This is a genomic window from Janthinobacterium kochi (assembly GCF_051380715.1).
Classification (GTDB): Bacteria; Pseudomonadota; Gammaproteobacteria; order Burkholderiales; family Burkholderiaceae_D; genus Janthinobacterium.
Window position 1 is genome coordinate 55141 of the sequence record NZ_JBNYXO010000017.1, and the last position, 16139, is coordinate 71279.

At 60.6% G+C, this 16139-nt stretch carries 14 protein-coding genes and 1 tRNA gene; 10 read left to right on the forward strand and 5 right to left on the reverse strand.

Annotation, left to right across the window (positions count from 1 at the left end):
- Positions 1–19: 19 nt before the first annotated feature.
- The 5 genes from ACQ4WL_RS25145 to mutM are packed head-to-tail and all read right to left on the reverse strand — an operon-like array spanning position 20 to position 6388.
- Positions 20–634: a response regulator transcription factor gene (locus tag ACQ4WL_RS25145; protein WP_436512157.1), complete on the reverse strand. Its 615-nt coding sequence runs from the start codon at positions 632–634 to the stop codon at positions 20–22.
- Positions 631–2433, reverse strand: a complete 1803-nt coding sequence (locus ACQ4WL_RS25150) for a sensor histidine kinase (RefSeq protein ID WP_436512158.1) — start codon at positions 2431–2433, stop codon at positions 631–633. Before ACQ4WL_RS25150 ends, ACQ4WL_RS25145 begins: the two co-directional genes overlap by 4 nt.
- Positions 2433–3596, reverse strand: a complete 1164-nt coding sequence (gene mutY / locus ACQ4WL_RS25155; protein ID WP_436512159.1) for an A/G-specific adenine glycosylase — start codon at positions 3594–3596, stop codon at positions 2433–2435. Before mutY ends, ACQ4WL_RS25150 begins: the two co-directional genes overlap by 1 nt.
- 19 nt (positions 3597–3615) lie before the next feature.
- Positions 3616–5517 (reverse strand): dynamin family protein, encoded by a 1902-nt coding sequence (locus tag ACQ4WL_RS25160; protein WP_436512205.1) that lies wholly within the window; start codon positions 5515–5517, stop codon positions 3616–3618.
- A 34-nt stretch (positions 5518–5551) separates the two neighbouring features.
- Positions 5552–6388 (reverse strand): bifunctional DNA-formamidopyrimidine glycosylase/DNA-(apurinic or apyrimidinic site) lyase, encoded by an 837-nt coding sequence (gene mutM, locus ACQ4WL_RS25165; RefSeq protein WP_436512161.1) that lies wholly within the window; start codon positions 6386–6388, stop codon positions 5552–5554.
- 178 nt (positions 6389–6566) lie between these two features.
- On the opposite strand from mutM, the gene ACQ4WL_RS25170 reads away from it, so the two are divergent.
- From ACQ4WL_RS25170 to ACQ4WL_RS25215, 10 genes are all read left to right on the forward strand, one after another.
- Positions 6567–8357: a tetratricopeptide repeat protein gene (locus tag ACQ4WL_RS25170; protein ID WP_436512163.1), complete on the forward strand. Its 1791-nt coding sequence runs from the start codon at positions 6567–6569 to the stop codon at positions 8355–8357.
- A gap of 79 nt (positions 8358–8436) precedes the next feature.
- On the forward strand, positions 8437–9093 hold the full coding sequence (locus tag ACQ4WL_RS25175; RefSeq protein WP_436512164.1) for an outer membrane lipoprotein LolB: 657 nt from the start codon (positions 8437–8439) through the stop codon (positions 9091–9093).
- Entirely contained in the window at positions 9090–9974 is an 885-nt protein-coding gene (ispE, locus tag ACQ4WL_RS25180) for a 4-(cytidine 5'-diphospho)-2-C-methyl-D-erythritol kinase (RefSeq protein ID WP_436512166.1), read from the forward strand. Before ACQ4WL_RS25175 ends, ispE begins: the two co-directional genes overlap by 4 nt.
- Positions 9975–10062: 88 nt before the next feature.
- A tRNA-Gln gene (locus ACQ4WL_RS25185) sits at positions 10063–10139 on the forward strand.
- A gap of 151 nt (positions 10140–10290) precedes the next feature.
- Positions 10291–11241 (forward strand): ribose-phosphate pyrophosphokinase, encoded by a 951-nt coding sequence (locus tag ACQ4WL_RS25190; RefSeq protein ID WP_034753270.1) that lies wholly within the window; start codon positions 10291–10293, stop codon positions 11239–11241.
- 166 nt (positions 11242–11407) lie between these two features.
- Positions 11408–12016, forward strand: a complete 609-nt coding sequence (locus tag ACQ4WL_RS25195; RefSeq protein WP_436512168.1) for a 50S ribosomal protein L25/general stress protein Ctc — start codon at positions 11408–11410, stop codon at positions 12014–12016.
- A 115-nt stretch (positions 12017–12131) separates the two neighbouring features.
- Positions 12132–12716, forward strand: coding sequence for an aminoacyl-tRNA hydrolase (gene pth / locus ACQ4WL_RS25200; RefSeq protein WP_436512170.1), 585 nt, complete (start codon positions 12132–12134; stop codon positions 12714–12716).
- Positions 12717–12931: 215 nt separating this feature from the next.
- Positions 12932–14023: a redox-regulated ATPase YchF gene (ychF, locus tag ACQ4WL_RS25205; protein ID WP_436512172.1), complete on the forward strand. Its 1092-nt coding sequence runs from the start codon at positions 12932–12934 to the stop codon at positions 14021–14023.
- A 225-nt stretch (positions 14024–14248) separates the two neighbouring features.
- Positions 14249–15421 (forward strand): tyrosine-type recombinase/integrase, encoded by a 1173-nt coding sequence (locus tag ACQ4WL_RS25210; RefSeq protein WP_436512176.1) that lies wholly within the window; start codon positions 14249–14251, stop codon positions 15419–15421.
- A complete protein-coding gene (locus tag ACQ4WL_RS25215; protein WP_436512178.1) occupies positions 15418–16137 on the forward strand; it encodes a hypothetical protein in 720 nt (239 codons plus the stop codon). The genes ACQ4WL_RS25210 and ACQ4WL_RS25215 overlap by 4 nt, the downstream gene beginning before the upstream one ends.
- The last annotated feature ends 2 nt before the right edge of the window (positions 16138–16139 follow it).

Below are 16139 nucleotides of genomic sequence, written 5' to 3' on the forward strand. Positions count from 1 at the left end.
GTAGGTTTGGTTGGGCGTTCTAGATTTCGCCGCCGGCCATTAGCAGCCGGGCTACCTCGGCTGCTGAATGCAGGCCCAGTTTTTCCATCGTGTTATGGCGGTGCACCTGTACCGTCTTGTCGCTGATGCCCAGTTCGCGTGCGATGACTTTCGAGGCTTTGCCTTCGGCCATCAGCAGCGCCACTTCGCGCTCGCGCGCGGTGAGCCTGGCCAGCGCCGTTTGCGCCGTATTCGCGCTGGCGGCGCTGCGGCTTTCTTCCACGCTGCGGGCCACGGCGCGCGAGACGGCGTCCAGCAATACCTGGTCCTTACACGGCTTTTCCAAAAAATCGCAGGCGCCTGCCTTCATCGTCTGCACGGCCATGGCCAGGTCGCCGTGGCCACTGAGGAAAATCACGGGCAGTGCTATGGCGTGGCGCGACAACTCCTGTTGCAATTCGAGTCCGCTCATCAGGGGCATGCGCACGTCGAGCAGCAAGCAACCGGGCGCATGGCCCTCGTAACGCTGCAGGAAATCGCGCGCCGATTCAAACGTCTCCACTTGCCAGCCGGCCGAATCGAACAGATAGGCCAGCGAGCGGCGCATGGCGGCGTCGTCATCGACGACAAAGATGATGGCATCGCTTTCATTCATGGTGTTTCCTTGTTTGCTTCCATGCCGCTATCTTCGGGCAGGCGGAACCAGACCGTCAAGCCAGGCGCATCGGCGTTGGCGTGCGCCGACAGGCTGCCGCCGAACGATTCGATAATGCTTTTGCTGAGCGACATGCCCAGGCCCAGGCCTTCGGCCTTGGTGGTAAAGAAAGGCTCGAACAGGCGTGCCATCTGCGCCGCATCGAGGCCGCAGCCGGCGTCGCGCACGGCCACCGTGCAGGCGCCGTTTTCGCGGTGCAGCAGTACGCCGATGGGGTGCCCGGGATTATCGTTTTCCAGCTGCGCATCGAGCGCATTCTTGAACAAATTGAGCAGCACCTGCTGCACTTGCTGCGGGTCGGCCAGCACGCGCGCCTCGATGCTGGCGCTGTCGTGGCGCCAGTCGATCTTCGCTTGCGGATGGGCCGCGCGGAACAGCGATACCGATTGCTCCACGGCGTCGGCCAGGGCGAAGGGCGTGCTGTGTGCGGGGCGCTTTTGCGCCATCGCGCGGATGTGACGGATGATGGCGCCCGCGCGCTCGCTTTGCGTGGCGATTTCCTGCGCGCCGTCGAGCAGCGGCGCCGCGTCGAGCCGGCCCGCCGTGATGCGGCGCGCCATGCCGCGCGCGAAATTGCCGATGGCCGCCAGCGGCTGGTTCAATTCGTGTGCGATGGCGCTGGCCATCTCGCCCAGAATGGCCAGGCGCGCCGTGTGATCGAGCGTGGCCTGGCGCTGGCGCGCCTGTTCTTCCAGCGCGCGCTGCTGGTGCTGGGCGGCGCGCAATTGCTCCGTGCGCCGGCTGACCAGGTATTCCACGCGCACCGTGTGCACGGCCCAGGCCACGAGCAAGGCCAGTACCAGCAGCATCCAGCCCCAGTAGCGGCGCAGCGCCGTCTCGAACGTCAGCTTGTTCAAATAGGCGTAGGGGCCGATGCGCAGTTCGCGGAACAGCTCATCGACGATCTGGTAATCGCTGGGCACCGTCCAGCTGTAACCTTCATCGGTACGCGGCATGGCCAGCAGGGCTTGCGCCACTTTTTTCGCCAGTGCCGGCGGCGTCTGGCGCAGGGCTACGAAGGGCCAGTCCGGATACAGCCGCGACGAGCTGGCGCAGCGAAAACCGGGAATCGGGCGCGTGGTGATCACGCGCAATTCATCGGCGCGCACTTCGCCGCGCGCCACCATCTGTTCCAGCAGGCAGGTGCGCACGATGCCGGCATCCATGTGCCCGGACCGCACGGCTTCGATGATCTGCTGCGAGGGAAAGCCGCTGTAGCGCAGGCTGGAAAAATCGTGCGCGGGATCGATGCCGGCTTCCAGCAGTTCGCGCGCGGCGATCTGGTAGCCGCCAAACGCATCGGGCGCCACGGCCATCACGTTCTTGCCCGCCAGGTCGGCCAGGTCATGCAGCGGCGACGCGCTGCGCACGACGATGGCCGAGCCGATGGCTTGGCGCGGCGAGTCCGTCCACGGCGATTCAATCGTGGCGATGCGGCTGGCGCCATCGCTGTGTTCCAGCGCCACGTAATGGCCGCTGCTGGTGATGGCGAAGGCGATCATCTGCGACTGCACGGCACGCGTCAGGCCCGCCTGGTCGTAGTCGGCCAGGATGAAACGGATGCCGGGGATGCTCGCTTGCAGGTGGCGCGTCACGTACGACCAGTCCTGCTGCACGGCGTCGCTGCCCTTGTAGGCCAGCACGCCAATTCTCACCTCTGGTACTTCGGAGCGCTCATCCGCCGCTTGCGCGCCGTGCAGGCACAGCGTCGCCACCGCCAGTAAGACAAGCCTGCGCACTAGAACATGCTGCGCTGCGCTGCACGCGCATCGCCGAACAGGTCCAGCAGCAGTTTCTTGATGGGCGCGGGCAGCGGCGCGTCGGCGATTTTCCCGCCGTCATACCAGACGTGCGTCGCTTCCCCGGCCAGCGCCAGGCGGTGCGCCAGGGTGATGCGGCAGGGGACGATGTGCAGCTTGTAGTGGGTAAATACATGCACGATGGGCAGCAGCCGTTCCTGCGTTTCGATTGCGCCGAACGGCGCCACGGCGCGCGCCAGCGCATCCTGGGCGATGTCGCGCGGAGAGTCCTCGCCGGCCAGCACGTGGCCATCGAGTTCGGGCAGCGACAGCAAGCCGCCCCAGATGCCCGAACCGGGACGTTGCTCCAGCAGCACCTGGCCGTCGTCGATGATGACCAGCATGACGGCATGTTTTTCCGGACTGGTTTTCTTCGGCTTGCGTACAGGCAGATCCTTGGTGCGGCCAGTGGCGTAGGCCACGCAGCGCGGTTGCAGCGGGCAGCGGCCGCAATCGGGGCTGCTGCGCGTGCACAGGGTTGCGCCGAAGTCCATCAAGCCCTGCGTGTAGGCTTCGATACCGGATTCAGGCAACAGCGCTTCGGCGCGGCGCCACATGGCTTTCTCGACCCGCTTTTCGCCGGGATAGGCATCGATGCCAAAGGTGCGCGCGAAGACGCGCTTGACGTTGCCGTCCATGATGGCCGCGCGCGTGCCGCTGGAAAACGCGGAGATGGCGGCCGCCGTCGAGCGGCCGATGCCGGGCAGCTCGGCCAGCAGGGCCGGGTCGCTGGGGAAGACGCCATCGTATTCGGCCACCACGCGCTGCGCGCACTTGTGCAGGTTGCGCGCCCGCGTGTAGTAGCCGAGGCCGCTCCACTGCGCCATCACGTCTTCCACCGGGGCTGCCGCCAAATCGCGCAGGGTGGGGAAGCGTTCGAGGAAGCGCGCGTAGTAGCCCAGCACGGCTGTGACCTGCGTTTGCTGCAGCATGATTTCGGATAGCCAGATCAGGTAGGCGTCGCGCGTGTTTTGCCATGGCAGCGCATGGCGGCCATGCTGCTTTTGCCAGGTGATGACGGTGGCGGAAAAAGTCGGGTCGAAATAGTCTTCAAAAGGGACCATGCCCGGGGCGGGCGAGAGCGGATGCAGCAGACGTTTCATGCAGGATTCCAGTGTGGTGTTATGTGGCGCTGGCCGTGCGCAAGGCGGCGAGCAATTGCGCCAGCTGCGCCTTGTCGCGTTCGAGCGCCGCCAGGCTGGCCTCGAAGCCGGCGATTTTCTGTTCCAGGCTACCGGTGGCGTCGTGGATGCGCTGGATCGAGGCAAAGCGCAGTTTCAGCTGTTCCTTGTACTCGACGATCTGCGCTTCGAGCGGCGCCATGATGACTTTCAGCCAGGCGCTGGCGTCGTCGTTGGCGTTGGTGAAACTGCGGCGCACGCGCGAGGCGATGGTGTCGAAGAATTTTTCCATCAGTACGACACGGCTGGTGGTGAGCAGGGTCGCCGTGCCGAACTGCTTGTGATACACGGCTTCGATGTCGGCGATCTCCTGGCGGTAGCGGGCCAGCGAAAACGGCATCGGCGAGGCCAGCGCCAGGCCATGTTCGGAGGCGAATTTGCGGTACATCACGTTCATCATTTCCGTGATCTCGGCCGTCTTGCCTTCCGAGCGGTCCAGGTTACTGGCAATGCGTTCGAAATACTGGCGCACGGCTTCGCGCAGGCCCGTGAAAAAGCGGCTGCGCTGCATGGCGGCGCGCACGCCATCGATATCGTCGCGCACGATGTCCATGCCCAGGCTTGTGTACAGCTCCGTCGACAGGCGGGTAAACACGGCGCGCGTCGCTTGCAGCTTGAACAGGCTGCTGTCGAATTCCTTCTTCTCGATATCGATACGCCGCATCATGTGGGCGATCACGCTCTGGTTCTTGCCGCGCAGGCTATGCAGCTCGTGCAGCTGCTCGGCGATGCCGCGCGCGCGGGCCGCCGCCTGCACCTGCTGCGCCGCTTCGATGGCGTCCAGATCGAACGCCAACTGGCGCCGGATGATGTCCTTGCGCGCGGGGATCAGCTCCTCGAATAGGGCCGTCTCCAGCGCCTGCAGGCGGCTTTTTTCCAGCAGCGCCGCATCGTGGTTGATCTTGCCCACCAGGGCCTTTTGCGCCGAGACAGGAAACACCTGGCTCGCGTCCAGCGTCAGCAGATGCGCCACGCTGGCCTGCTGGCGTTCGATCGCTTGCGCCACTTCGGCATCGCCGCGCAATTCGTCCCACATGCTGTCGATTTTGTTGAGCACCACCAGGCGCCCGGCGCCGGCGCCGATATGGTTGCGCCATACCTCGATGTCGCTGCGCGTGACGCCCGTGTCGGCCGCCAAAATAAACAGCACCGCGTGCGCATTCGGGATCAGGTTCAGGGTCAGTTCCGGTTCCGTGCCGATGGCGTTCAGGCCGGGCGTATCGAGGATGACCAGGCCCTGTTTCAGCAGCGGATGGGGGAAGTTGATGATGGCGTGGCGCCACATGGAAATTTCCACCTGGCCGTCCTCGTCCAGCATGGCGGGAGCGTCCGCGTCGTCGGCGTCGTACAGGCCGTAACGCGCCGCTTCTTCCACGCTGATTTTTTTCGTCAGGCTGACCTGGCGGATGGCTTCCTGCATGTCGCCGCCCGCATCGATATTCAGGGGCAGGACGGTCCAGGCGGCGGGCAGGTCGCGGTAGTCGCTGGTCGACAGGTTCTGCGCGCGCGTCTCGATGGGCAGCAGCCGGATCGATGGCGGCCAGGCCGCGTCGTACAGCAGCTCGGTGGGGCACATGGTGGTGCGGCCCGCGCCCGATGGCAGGATGCGCTGGCCATAGCCGGCAAAGAAGATGGCGTTGATCAGCTCGGATTTTCCGCGCGAAAATTCCGCCACGAAGGCGACAGATAAACGGTCATCAAGCAGGCGGGAACCACAGCGCGCCAGGCGCAGCGCGGAAGCGCCGTCGACCAGGCCCGCCGCGCTGGCGGCCTGCCGGTATGCCTGCAAGGCGGCCTGCACGTCTTGCCGCCATGCGCTGTATTGTTCCAGGTCTCTGACCATCTGGCTCCCTTTTTCCATGACTTACTGTTGACCGCTACTTCTGACAATGCACGCAGTAAAACGTGGAACGCTGCCCCTGCACGATTTGCCGTATAGTCGCGCCGCATACGCGGCATGGTTTGCCCGCGCGGTTGTACGTGAAATACGTCTGCTGGAAATAGCCGGACTGGCCGTTCACGCCGATGAAGTCGCGCAGGGTGCTGCCGCCTTGCACGATGGCTTCGGCCAGCACGTCGCGGATAGCTTGCGCCAGTTTCTCATAGCGGGCCAGGCCGATGCGCCGGGCCGGCGTCTTCGGGTTGATCCCCGCGCGAAACAGGCTTTCGGAGCAATAGATATTGCCCACGCCGACGACGATATCGCCCGCCATCAGCACCTGCTTGATGTTGGTGCCCTTGTTGCGCGTTTTCTCGAACAGCAACTGTCCCGTGAAGCCGCCTTCCAGCGGTTCCGTGCCCAGGCCGCGCAGCAGCGCGTGGCCATCGAGTGGGCCGTCGGCCTCGTCGTGCCACAGCACGGCGCCGAAGCGGCGCGGGTCCGTCATGCGCAGCACCTGGCTGCCGCCGTCCGCGCCTTCCACGACGAGGTCGAAATGGTCGTGCTTTTGCGCCTCCGTGCCCGTCGGCAGCACGCGCAAATGGCCCGACATGCCCAGGTGGATGATCAGCGTGCCGTGGCGGAAGTGGATCAGCAGGTATTTGCCGCGCCGTCCCGTCAGGCCGATGGTTTGCCCCGACAATTGTTCGCCCAGGGCCGGGGGGAAGGGCCAGCGCAGGCCGTCGCGGCGCAGCACGACGGCGCGCACGGCGCGGCCCTCGATGTGGGGCGCGACACCGCGCCGTGTGACTTCGACTTCTGGCAATTCTGGCATAGGGCTCGAATGGTTGAAAACCGGGTAAAAACAGGCGGGTTGCCGGCCGATGGCTGGTCCGGGCCGGCTACGCCGCCACGACGTATATATTTACGTATATATTTCGTTACATACGTGAAGTACGCGATAGCCGCGTTGGGCGTAGAATCAAACTTTGCCGTTTAGCCAGGATCAGCCTTTGAAAAACGCTTTCGCCATTGTAACCTTGTCCGCCCTGATGGCCACGCATGCCATGGCACAGACGCCTGTCGCCCCCGCCGATGCCGCGGCCGGCTCCTCTGCGCCCGCGCCCGCCGCGCCGCAGGAGCCGGACGCCACCTCCAAGGAGGGGTCCGGCGGCGACAAGCTGCCGAAGGTCGAGCTGAGCAGCGATTTGCTGTACAAGTTGACCAAGGCTGAAATGGAATTCAAGAGCGGCCAGTGGCAAGGGCCTTACGTGACGATGATGGTGGCGGCGCAGCAGACGCGCGACCCGCGCCTGGCGCGCCGCGCTTCAGAAATGGCGCTGGCCGCCAAGCAGGGCGGCGAAGCGCTGGCGGCCATCCGCCTGTGGCGCGAGCTGGCACCCGACTCGGACGAGGCGACGCAATTTTTCCTCGGCTTTGTCGTCTTGACGGACAAGATCGAAGAAGCGGAACCGATTTTTGCCGAGCGCCTGGCCAGGGCGCCGGCGGGCGCGCGCGGCGTGGCCCTGTTCCAGATGCAGCAGATCCTGTCGCGCTCGAATGACAAGCTGTATGCCTACTCGATGGTGACGCGCCTGGTGCAGCCCTACCTGGACATGTTCGAAGCGCACCTGGTGCTGGCGCAGGGCGCCTTGTCGCTCGGCGAGCGTGAGCGCGCCATCGGCGAAGCGAACAAGGCGCTGGCGATCAAGCCGAACTCCGAGCTGGCCGCGCTGACGCTGGCGCAGGTGACGGGCGAACCCGAGGCGGCAGGCAAGGTGCTGGCCACGTTCCTGCAAAAGAATCCGGACGCCGTCGAAGTGCGCGGCGCGTATGCGCGCCTGCTGGTCGAGCAAAAACAGTTGGAATTGGCGCGCGAGCAGTTCCTGCTGCTGCTGAAAAGCGCGCCCGATAACGTGGGCGGCCTGTATGCGCTCGGCATCGTGGCGCTGCAGCTGGAAGACACCAAGGGCGCCGAGCAGTACTTCAAGCGTTTCCTCGCCGTGCTCGATAAATCGCCTGGTGACGCGCGCGATCCGTTCAAGGCCTTGATGATCTTGTCGCAGATCGCCGAGACGCGCGGCGACACGGCAGGCGCCATCGCCTGGCTGGACAAGGTTGACAACAGCGCTTCCGCCGGCTATGTCGAGGCGCGCTTGCGCCGCGCCCAGCTGATCGCCCGTGGCGGCAATCTCGATGCGGCGCGCAAGGCGCTGACCGAAATCGAAACGGACGATCCGGCAAGCCAGGCGCAGGTGCTGCTGGTCGACGCGCAATTCCTGCGCGATGCCGGCTACGTGCAAAGCGCCTATACGGTGCTGGAAAACGCCTTGCTGCGCTTCCCCGACAATCCGGAACTGCTGTACGACTACGCCTTGCTGGCCGAGCGGCTGGATAAACTCGAGCTGATGGAAGCGAGCCTGCGCCGCGTGATGGCGCTGGCGCCCGACAACCAGCATGCGTATAACGCCCTGGGCTATTCACTGGCCGAACGAGGCATCCGCCTGCCAGAAGCCCATGCGCTGATCGAAAAAGCCTTGCAGATGGCGCCGGGCGATCCCTTCATCATGGACAGCATGGGTTGGGTGCAGTTCCGCATGGGCAACTTGGCCGCGGCGGAAAACGCGCTGCGCCGCGCCTATGCCGTGCGCAGCGACCCGGAAATCGCCGTCCACCTGGGCGAAGTGTTGTGGCAGAAGGGCGACAAGGATGAAGCGCAAAAATTGTGGCGCGAGGCGCAAAGCAAGGACCCGAAAAACGATGCGCTGAAAAGTACCCTGGCGCGCTTGAATGTCAGTTTGTAGCGCAATGTTGACTAAAATCTGGGGTCAGACCCGCCGGGTCTGACCCCGGCTTTATGCTGCTGCTTTTTTTATTATGCCCATGCCAAAAAAACTCCTGCTCTTCCCCGTTCTTAGTCTGGTCTTGGCCCTTTCTGCTTGCTCGACCCTGCCATCCCCCTTTGCGTCTTCCAGTGCGTCTTCCAGCGCGACCGTCGCCCCGTACCGCGAACAAGTCGAGCTGACGGGCCGCTTGAACGTGGTGTACCAGAAGGATGACAAGCCCGAATCGGCGACCGTCAATTTCAACTGGCAGCAGACGGCCGCGCGCACGGATGTGACCCTGTATTCGCCCGTCGGCAGCACGCTGGCCACGATCGTCGTCACGCCGGAGCAGGCCGTGTTGACGCAAGGCGGCAAGGCGCCGCGCAGCGCGCCCGATGTCGATACCCTGAGCGCGCAGATGCTGGGCTGGTCTTTGCCTGTGTCGGGCTTGCGCGACTGGCTGCAAGGTTATGCCGTGGGCGCCGATGGCAAGCGCTTCATCGCTTCGCCGGCCCACGACAGCGTGACGACCAAAGACGGCTGGCGCTTGCGCTATGTGTCGTGGCAAGAAGTAGGGCAAAATGCGGGCGAAAATGTACCGGGCGCCTTGCCCCAACCGCGGCGTATCGATGCCGAACGCAATGCCAGTGCGCAGGCCGATGCCGTGTCGCTGCGCATCGTGCTCGATCCTGCCCCTTCCGCACATGCCCCATGACACTGACGACTCTGAACCATTGCCCGGCCCCGGCCAAGCTGAACTTATTTCTACACGTTAACGGCCGCCGCGCCGATGGCTACCATCTGCTGCAGACGGTGTTCCAATTGCTCGACCATGGCGACACTTTGCACTTCGCGCTGCGCGACGACACGGCGATTGTCCGCGTGACGGCGCTCGCCGGTGTGCCGGAGGAGCAGGACCTGATCATCCGCGCCGCGACATTGCTGCAGGCCGAAGTGCTGCGCCGCACGGGCACCTTGCCGCGCGGCGTCGATATCGCCATCGACAAGGTGCTGCCCATGGGGGGCGGCCTGGGGGGCGGCTCGTCCGATGCGGCCACGGCACTGATGGCGCTGAACCGTTTGTGGCAAGCGGGGTTGACGCGCGAGGAATTGATGGCGCTGGGCTTGCCGCTGGGTGCCGATATCCCGTTTTTCATCTTTGGCGAGAATGCCTTTGCCGAAGGCGTGGGCGAAGCCCTGCAGCCTGTCGCCACGCCAGAATGCTGGTATGTAGTGATCGAGCCGGGCGTGCAAGTGCCCACCGCTGCAATTTTTTGCGCGGAAGGCTTGACGAGAAATACCGAACCCGTCACAATAGCGGACTTTTCCAGGTACCTCGCAGAAGGAAACAATGCGGGCGGGTTTGGTAAGAATGATTTGCAGCAAGTAGCATGCAGTCTTTTCAAGCCGGTAGCAGATGCGGTAGAATGGCTGGGTGCTTACGGTGAGGCCAGGATGACTGGTTCCGGTGCTTGTGTGTTTAGTGCGTTTGGCAGTCAGGAAGAAGCGGATGCGGTGCTCAGCAATGTGCCACCAGTCTGGAACGCCTGGAAGGCAAAAGCGCTGAATCGCCACCCGATGCTCACGGTGTTGTAAGGCAAAGCAAGCAGCAAAAAAAGATTTTGCTTAGCGTCAAATAGTCGGTATAATACTGGCCAACATGACGGCAAGCAGTCAGTAACGTAGGGGAATCGCCAAGCTGGTTAAGGCACTGGATTTTGATTCCAGCATGCGAAGGTTCGAATCCTTCTTCCCCTGCCACCCATTTCACCGTAGTCTGTCGATGCGAAGTCAGCGTCCAGTGCGGGAAAAAGCAGATGTGCCGCCACGCGGCATATTCTAAACAATGACTGACCGGGCCTATGCCCGGTTAGTGCTTTTCAAGACTTCTATATCACCTCTTGGGACTCCCATGGCTTACGAAAACCTGATGGTTTTTACCGGCAACGCGAATCCAGCGTTGGCAGAGGGGGTCGCAAAAAACCTCGGCATTCCTCTCGGTAAAGCAAACGTTTCGAAATTCTCCGACGGCGAAGTAATGGTCGAGATTAACGAAAACGTGCGCGGCAAGGATGTTTTTGTTTTGCAATCCACCTGTGCTCCAACCAACGACAGCTTGATGGAAATCATGCTGATGGTTGATGCCTTGAAACGTGCTTCCGCTGGCCGCATCACTGCCGCGATTCCTTACTTCGGCTACGCCCGCCAAGACCGTCGTCCGCGCTCCGCGCGTGTGGCGATTTCGGCCAAGGTGGTGGCGAACATGCTGGAAGAAGCCGGTGTCGAGCGCGTCCTGATCATGGACTTGCACGCTGACCAGATTCAAGGTTTCTTCGATATCCCAGTCGACAATATCTACGCTTCGCCAATTTTGCTGGGTGACCTGCAAAAGAAAAACTACCAGGATCTGCTGGTGGTGTCGCCGGACGTTGGCGGTGTGGTACGTGCGCGCGCCCTGGCAAAACGCCTGGGCTGCGACCTGGCCATCATCGACAAGCGCCGTCCAAAAGCGAACGTGTCCGAAGTGATGAACATCATCGGTGAAGTTGAAGGCCGTAATTGCGTGATCATGGATGACATGGTTGACACGGCAGGCACCCTGACCAAGGCTGCCGAAGTGCTCAAAGAGCGCGGCGCGAAAAAAGTCGTGGCGTATTGCACGCACGCGGTGCTGTCCGGCCCGGCGATCGACCGTATTTCGGCATCGCCACTCGATGAGCTGGTCGTGACCGATACGATCCCCCTGTCCGAAGCGGCCCTGGCCTGCGGCAAGATCCGTCAATTGACGTGCGCGCCGCTGCTGGCCGAGACGTTCAAGCGCATTATCAAGGGTGACTCCGTCATCTCGCTGTTCATCGACTGATTCGATCAGCAGTAACAGACGTAATGCCTGCGGCGCGACCGGCTTTTTGCCTGTTGCGCCGCAGTGTTTTAGTTTTCGGGGCGCGTCTGCGCCCATTTCCGAAGATTCCTGGTCGCGGGAGTCTTCATAACACAAGGCGCAAGCCTTGTTCTTCTTGGAGTTTCACATGAAAGTTATCGCATTTAAACGCGAATTGCAAGGTTCCGGAGCGAGCCGCCGCCTGCGCATTTCCGGCCAAACCCCTGGTATCGTCTACGGTGGCGCTGAAGCCCCGGTGCTGATCTCGCTGGATCACAACGCCCTGTACCACGCGTTGAAAAAAGAAGTGTTCCACTCGTCGATCCTGGACCTGGAAATCGACGGCGTTTCCCAGCAAGTTCTGTTGCGCGACTTCCAAGTCCACGCATACAAACAACTGGTTCTGCACGCTGACTTCCAGCGCGTTGACTCGAAGCAAGCTATCCACGTGAAAGTGGCGCTGCACTTCATCAACGCTGACGTTTCCCCAGCAGTCAAACTGCACGGCGCGACCATCAGCCACGTAGCCAACGAAATCGAAGTTTCGTGCCTGCCAGGCCAACTGCCAGAATTCATCAGCGTTGACCTGTCGAACATCGACGTCGGTCACTCGCTGCACATCGGCGACCTGGTCCTGCCAGCTGGCGTGACCGCTGTCACCCACGGTGCCAACCTGACCATCGCTACCGCTTCGGTACCGGCTGGCCACGTTGCTGCTGAAGCTGAAGCTGCTGCTGTTGAAGCCGACAAGAAGTAATTTTGCCGCCGCAGCAATGCGGTAGTCGCAAGGAAAAACCCGCCAGGTTCGCCGCGCGGGTTTTTTTCTGCCTGTTTTCACCGATAATGTTTTCTTTTTCATTGCAGACACAGCCATGCCCATACGCCTGATCGTCGGCCTCGGCAACCCGGGACCCGAATACGAACAAACCCGCCACAATGCCGGTTTCTGGCTGGTGGACAATCTTGCCAACAGCTTGCCCGGCACGCGCTTGCAGCGCGATTCGCGCTATAACGCCATGCTGGCGAAAACGTCGATAGCCGGCAAGGAAGTTTGGCTGCTCGAGCCGCTGACCTTCATGAACCGCTCGGGCCAGTCCGTGGGCGCGCTGGCGCGTTTCTTCAAGATCGCCGCCGATGAAGTGCTGGTGGTGCACGACGAACTCGATCTGATGCCCGGCATTGCGCGCCTGAAGAAGGGCGGCTCGGCCGGCGGCCACAATGGCTTGAAGGACATCACGGCGGCGCTGGGCACGCAGGATTACTGGCGCTTGCGCCTGGGAATCGGTCACCCGCGCACCCTGAGCCTGCAGCAGCAAGTGGCCGATTTCGTGCTGCACCGGCCGCGCCGCGAAGACCAGGAGCTGATCGAGCAAGCCATCGACAAATCCTTGCAGGTGATGCCGCAGATCGTCGAAGGCAAGTTCGAGGCGGCGACCATGAAGCTGCATACGGCTTGAGAACAGGGCCTGATGGCGTCACGATGCGGCTGTTTTGGCGTCATTTGCCCATCATCGGGCTTTTGAAGCGCGCGCGACACGGGTACAATTGACCCCTTGAAAAGCAGCACACGCACTATCCCCGGAAAATGGCGAACCATCGCTTCGTTTTCCCTAACAGCACGGCAAGCACGCCGATAGACGGCGCCATGTGCTTTGATTATTAAAGGTTTTCCATGAGTCTCCAATGCGGTATCGTCGGCTTGCCGAACGTCGGCAAGTCCACCCTGTTCAATGCACTGACGAAAGCCGGCATTCCGGCTGAAAACTATCCGTTCTGCACCATCGAGCCGAACGTCGGTGTCGTCGAAGTGCCGGATCCCCGCATGGATGCGCTGGCCTCCATCGTCAAGCCGGAACGCACGGTCAACGCCATCGTGGAATTCGTCGACATCGCCGGCCTGGTGGCTGGCGCATCGAAGGGCGAGGGCCTGGGCAACCAGTTCCTGTCGCACATCCGCGAAACGGACGCCATCGTCAACGTCGTGCGCTGTTTTGAAGATGACAACGTCATCCACGTGGCCGGCAAGATCAGCCCGCTCGACGATATCGAAGTCATCCAGACCGAACTGGCGCTGGCCGACATGGGCACCGTGGAAAAAGCGATCCACCGCGAAAACAAGAAAGCCCGCTCGGGCGACAAGGACGCGGCCAAGCTGCTGGCCATCATGGAACGCATGATGCCTTACCTGAACGACGCCAAACCGGTGCGCGCGATGGGCCTGGACGCCGACGAAATGGAACTGATCAAGCCCTTGTGCCTGATCACGGCCAAGCCAGCCATGTTCGTGGCCAACGTGTCCGACACGGGCTTTACCAACAACCCGCTGCTGGACCAGCTGACGGCCTACGCACAATCGCAAAACGCGCCCATCGTCGCCATCTGCGCATCGATGGAAGCGGAAATCGCCGATCTGGATGCCGCCGACAAGGGCGCTTTCCTGGCTGACATGGGCCTGGAAGAGCCCGGTCTGGACCGCCTGATCCGCAGCGCCTACAAGCTGCTGGGCCTGCAAACCTACTTCACGGCGGGTGTGAAGGAAGTGCGCGCCTGGACTATCCATGTGGGCGACACGGCACCGCAAGCGGCCGGCGTGATCCACACCGACTTCGAACGCGGCTTCATCCGCGCGCAAACCATCGCCTATGACGACTTCATCACCTACAAGGGCGAAGCCGGCGCCAAGGAAGCGGGCAAGATGCGCGCCGAAGGCAAGGAATACGTGGTCAAGGATGGCGACGTGCTGAATTTCCTGTTCAACGTCTAACTTGTCACTGCTGTTTCAACGGGTATCATATCGTTTCTCATACCCGTAAAAAACAACGCTTTTACCTATAAAAAGCCGCGAATTTCGCGGCTTTTTTGTTGCCAGGTGTTTCACGATATTTCATGTGTATTCACCGAAATCACGGGTATGTGGGTGGGTACAATCCCTTGTTGTTGTGAAAAATGGTGGGTACAATCAAGAATCATCTCTAACCTGTGAAACTTGATGCTGACTGATGCACACTGTCGCAACGCGAAGCCCCGCGAAAAGCTGTACCGGATCAACGATTTTAAAGGTCTCTACCTTGAGATAAAGCCTACCGGAGTGAAGGCGTGGCGCTATCGTTTCAAGTTGAACAGCAAGGAGTCCTTGTTTGCACTGGGGGACTATCCTGATGTCAGTCTGGCCGATGCTAGGGATGCGTGTGGCGAAGCTCGTAAGCTAGTTAAACAGGGTATAAGTCCTGTTCAGAACCGGCAGCTTGAACGTGTGAAGCGGGAACTGGATTCCGGTAATACCTTTGAGGTGATTGCTCAGGAATGGTTGGCGCTGAAGGACTGGGAGGACGTCACTAAGACGCGCCGGCTGGACATGCTTCAGAGGGTAGTATTCCCATCAATTGGCAAGCTGCCAGTGCGTCAGATTACGTCCGCACATATCCTTGATATCTTAAATAAAACGGTCGCGCGTGGTGCACCAACGGTTGCTGCTGAGGCGAAGCGAACCATGTCATCAGTGTTTGAACTTGCTGTTGCAACGTTGCGTGCAGATACGGACCCCGTATGGGCGGTACGAAAGGCGTTACCACCAAATAAAACGCAGCACAAACGAGCTTTGTCGGTTGAGGAAATTGGCAAGCTGCTTGTCGATTTTGAAGGCCACGGAGGCAACTTTCAGACGCTTAATGCATTCCGCTTGATGTGGCTCACATTGGTGAGACCGAACGAGTCAGTCCAAGCTGAATGGGAAGAATTTGATCTTGATAGTGCGCTTTGGAAAATCCCGGCACAACGGATGAAAGCACGTCGCGAACATGTGCTGCCCTTGCCTGAGCAAGCCGTAAAGTTGTTAAAAGCAATGGGGCCAGTAACGGGCCACACTAAGTACGTGTTTCCCAATCGTGATGATCGTGCCCGCCCTATGGCAGACGCTGCATTGCGGCAGGCGCTTAAAAAATTAGGTTGGGCAAAAAAATATAGTCCGCATGGCACTAGGACGACCGGGAGTACACGCCTAAATGAGCTGGGCTATCGACATGATGTAATTGAGGCTCAATTAGCGCATGCTGAACCCAACGCAGTGCGGCGTACCTACAATCATGCGACATACTTGGACGAGCGCCGAGGCATGATGCAGGATTGGGCTGATCTACTGGATACTTGGAAAGCAAAAATATGAATTTTCCGGAGTTTGCGTCGCAACTTGGGATCGATGTTGATAGCTCAATGGCTGGGTTGGTTGACCGTGCATTGAAAGCTTGTGAAACCTATAAAGTATCAAAACGTGACGAGTGTGTCCGCGCTTTCGTGTCGCTTGCTGATTACGCAAGGGTACTCATTGATGGTCGAATGGATTTCAGGCCAAGGCAACTGGATAAATTTAGTGATATTCGTGATCTGGCAGGAAAGCTCAAGGAAAAAATTGATGCGCTAAGCGACTCCGAGGCTGATGCCTTAGCGCATTGCAATTTGTCCTCACTAGACCTCACACATGACTTTGCTGAAGCACTGAACGTCGCCAGCAAAGCTATCTGTGGGCTTAGAAGCAAGCGAGACGTGATTACCTTTGTCGGGAAGCGTTTTGTTGTCCTATGTCACGAGTACGGCATATCCGTAAGATGGAGCAAAAATCTTTATAAGTGCTCTGACTATTGCTCAGCTAAATTTCTTGCAGCATTATTCGAGGCTGCTCATGTGCCTTTTAGTGGTGATGGGGAGAAACGTACTGCCGCAGATAGTGCTAACAATTGTCTGGCTACGCTTTCAAAAGGTTTTGAGTGGGAGTTCCACGACGAACATCACAAACACCATGAATTTGGGTTGGTTTACCTGGATAAAATTGTTCGCGAAAACGACCTTGAGGATTTACCTCCATTTACTGTCTCTGGAGTATAAGA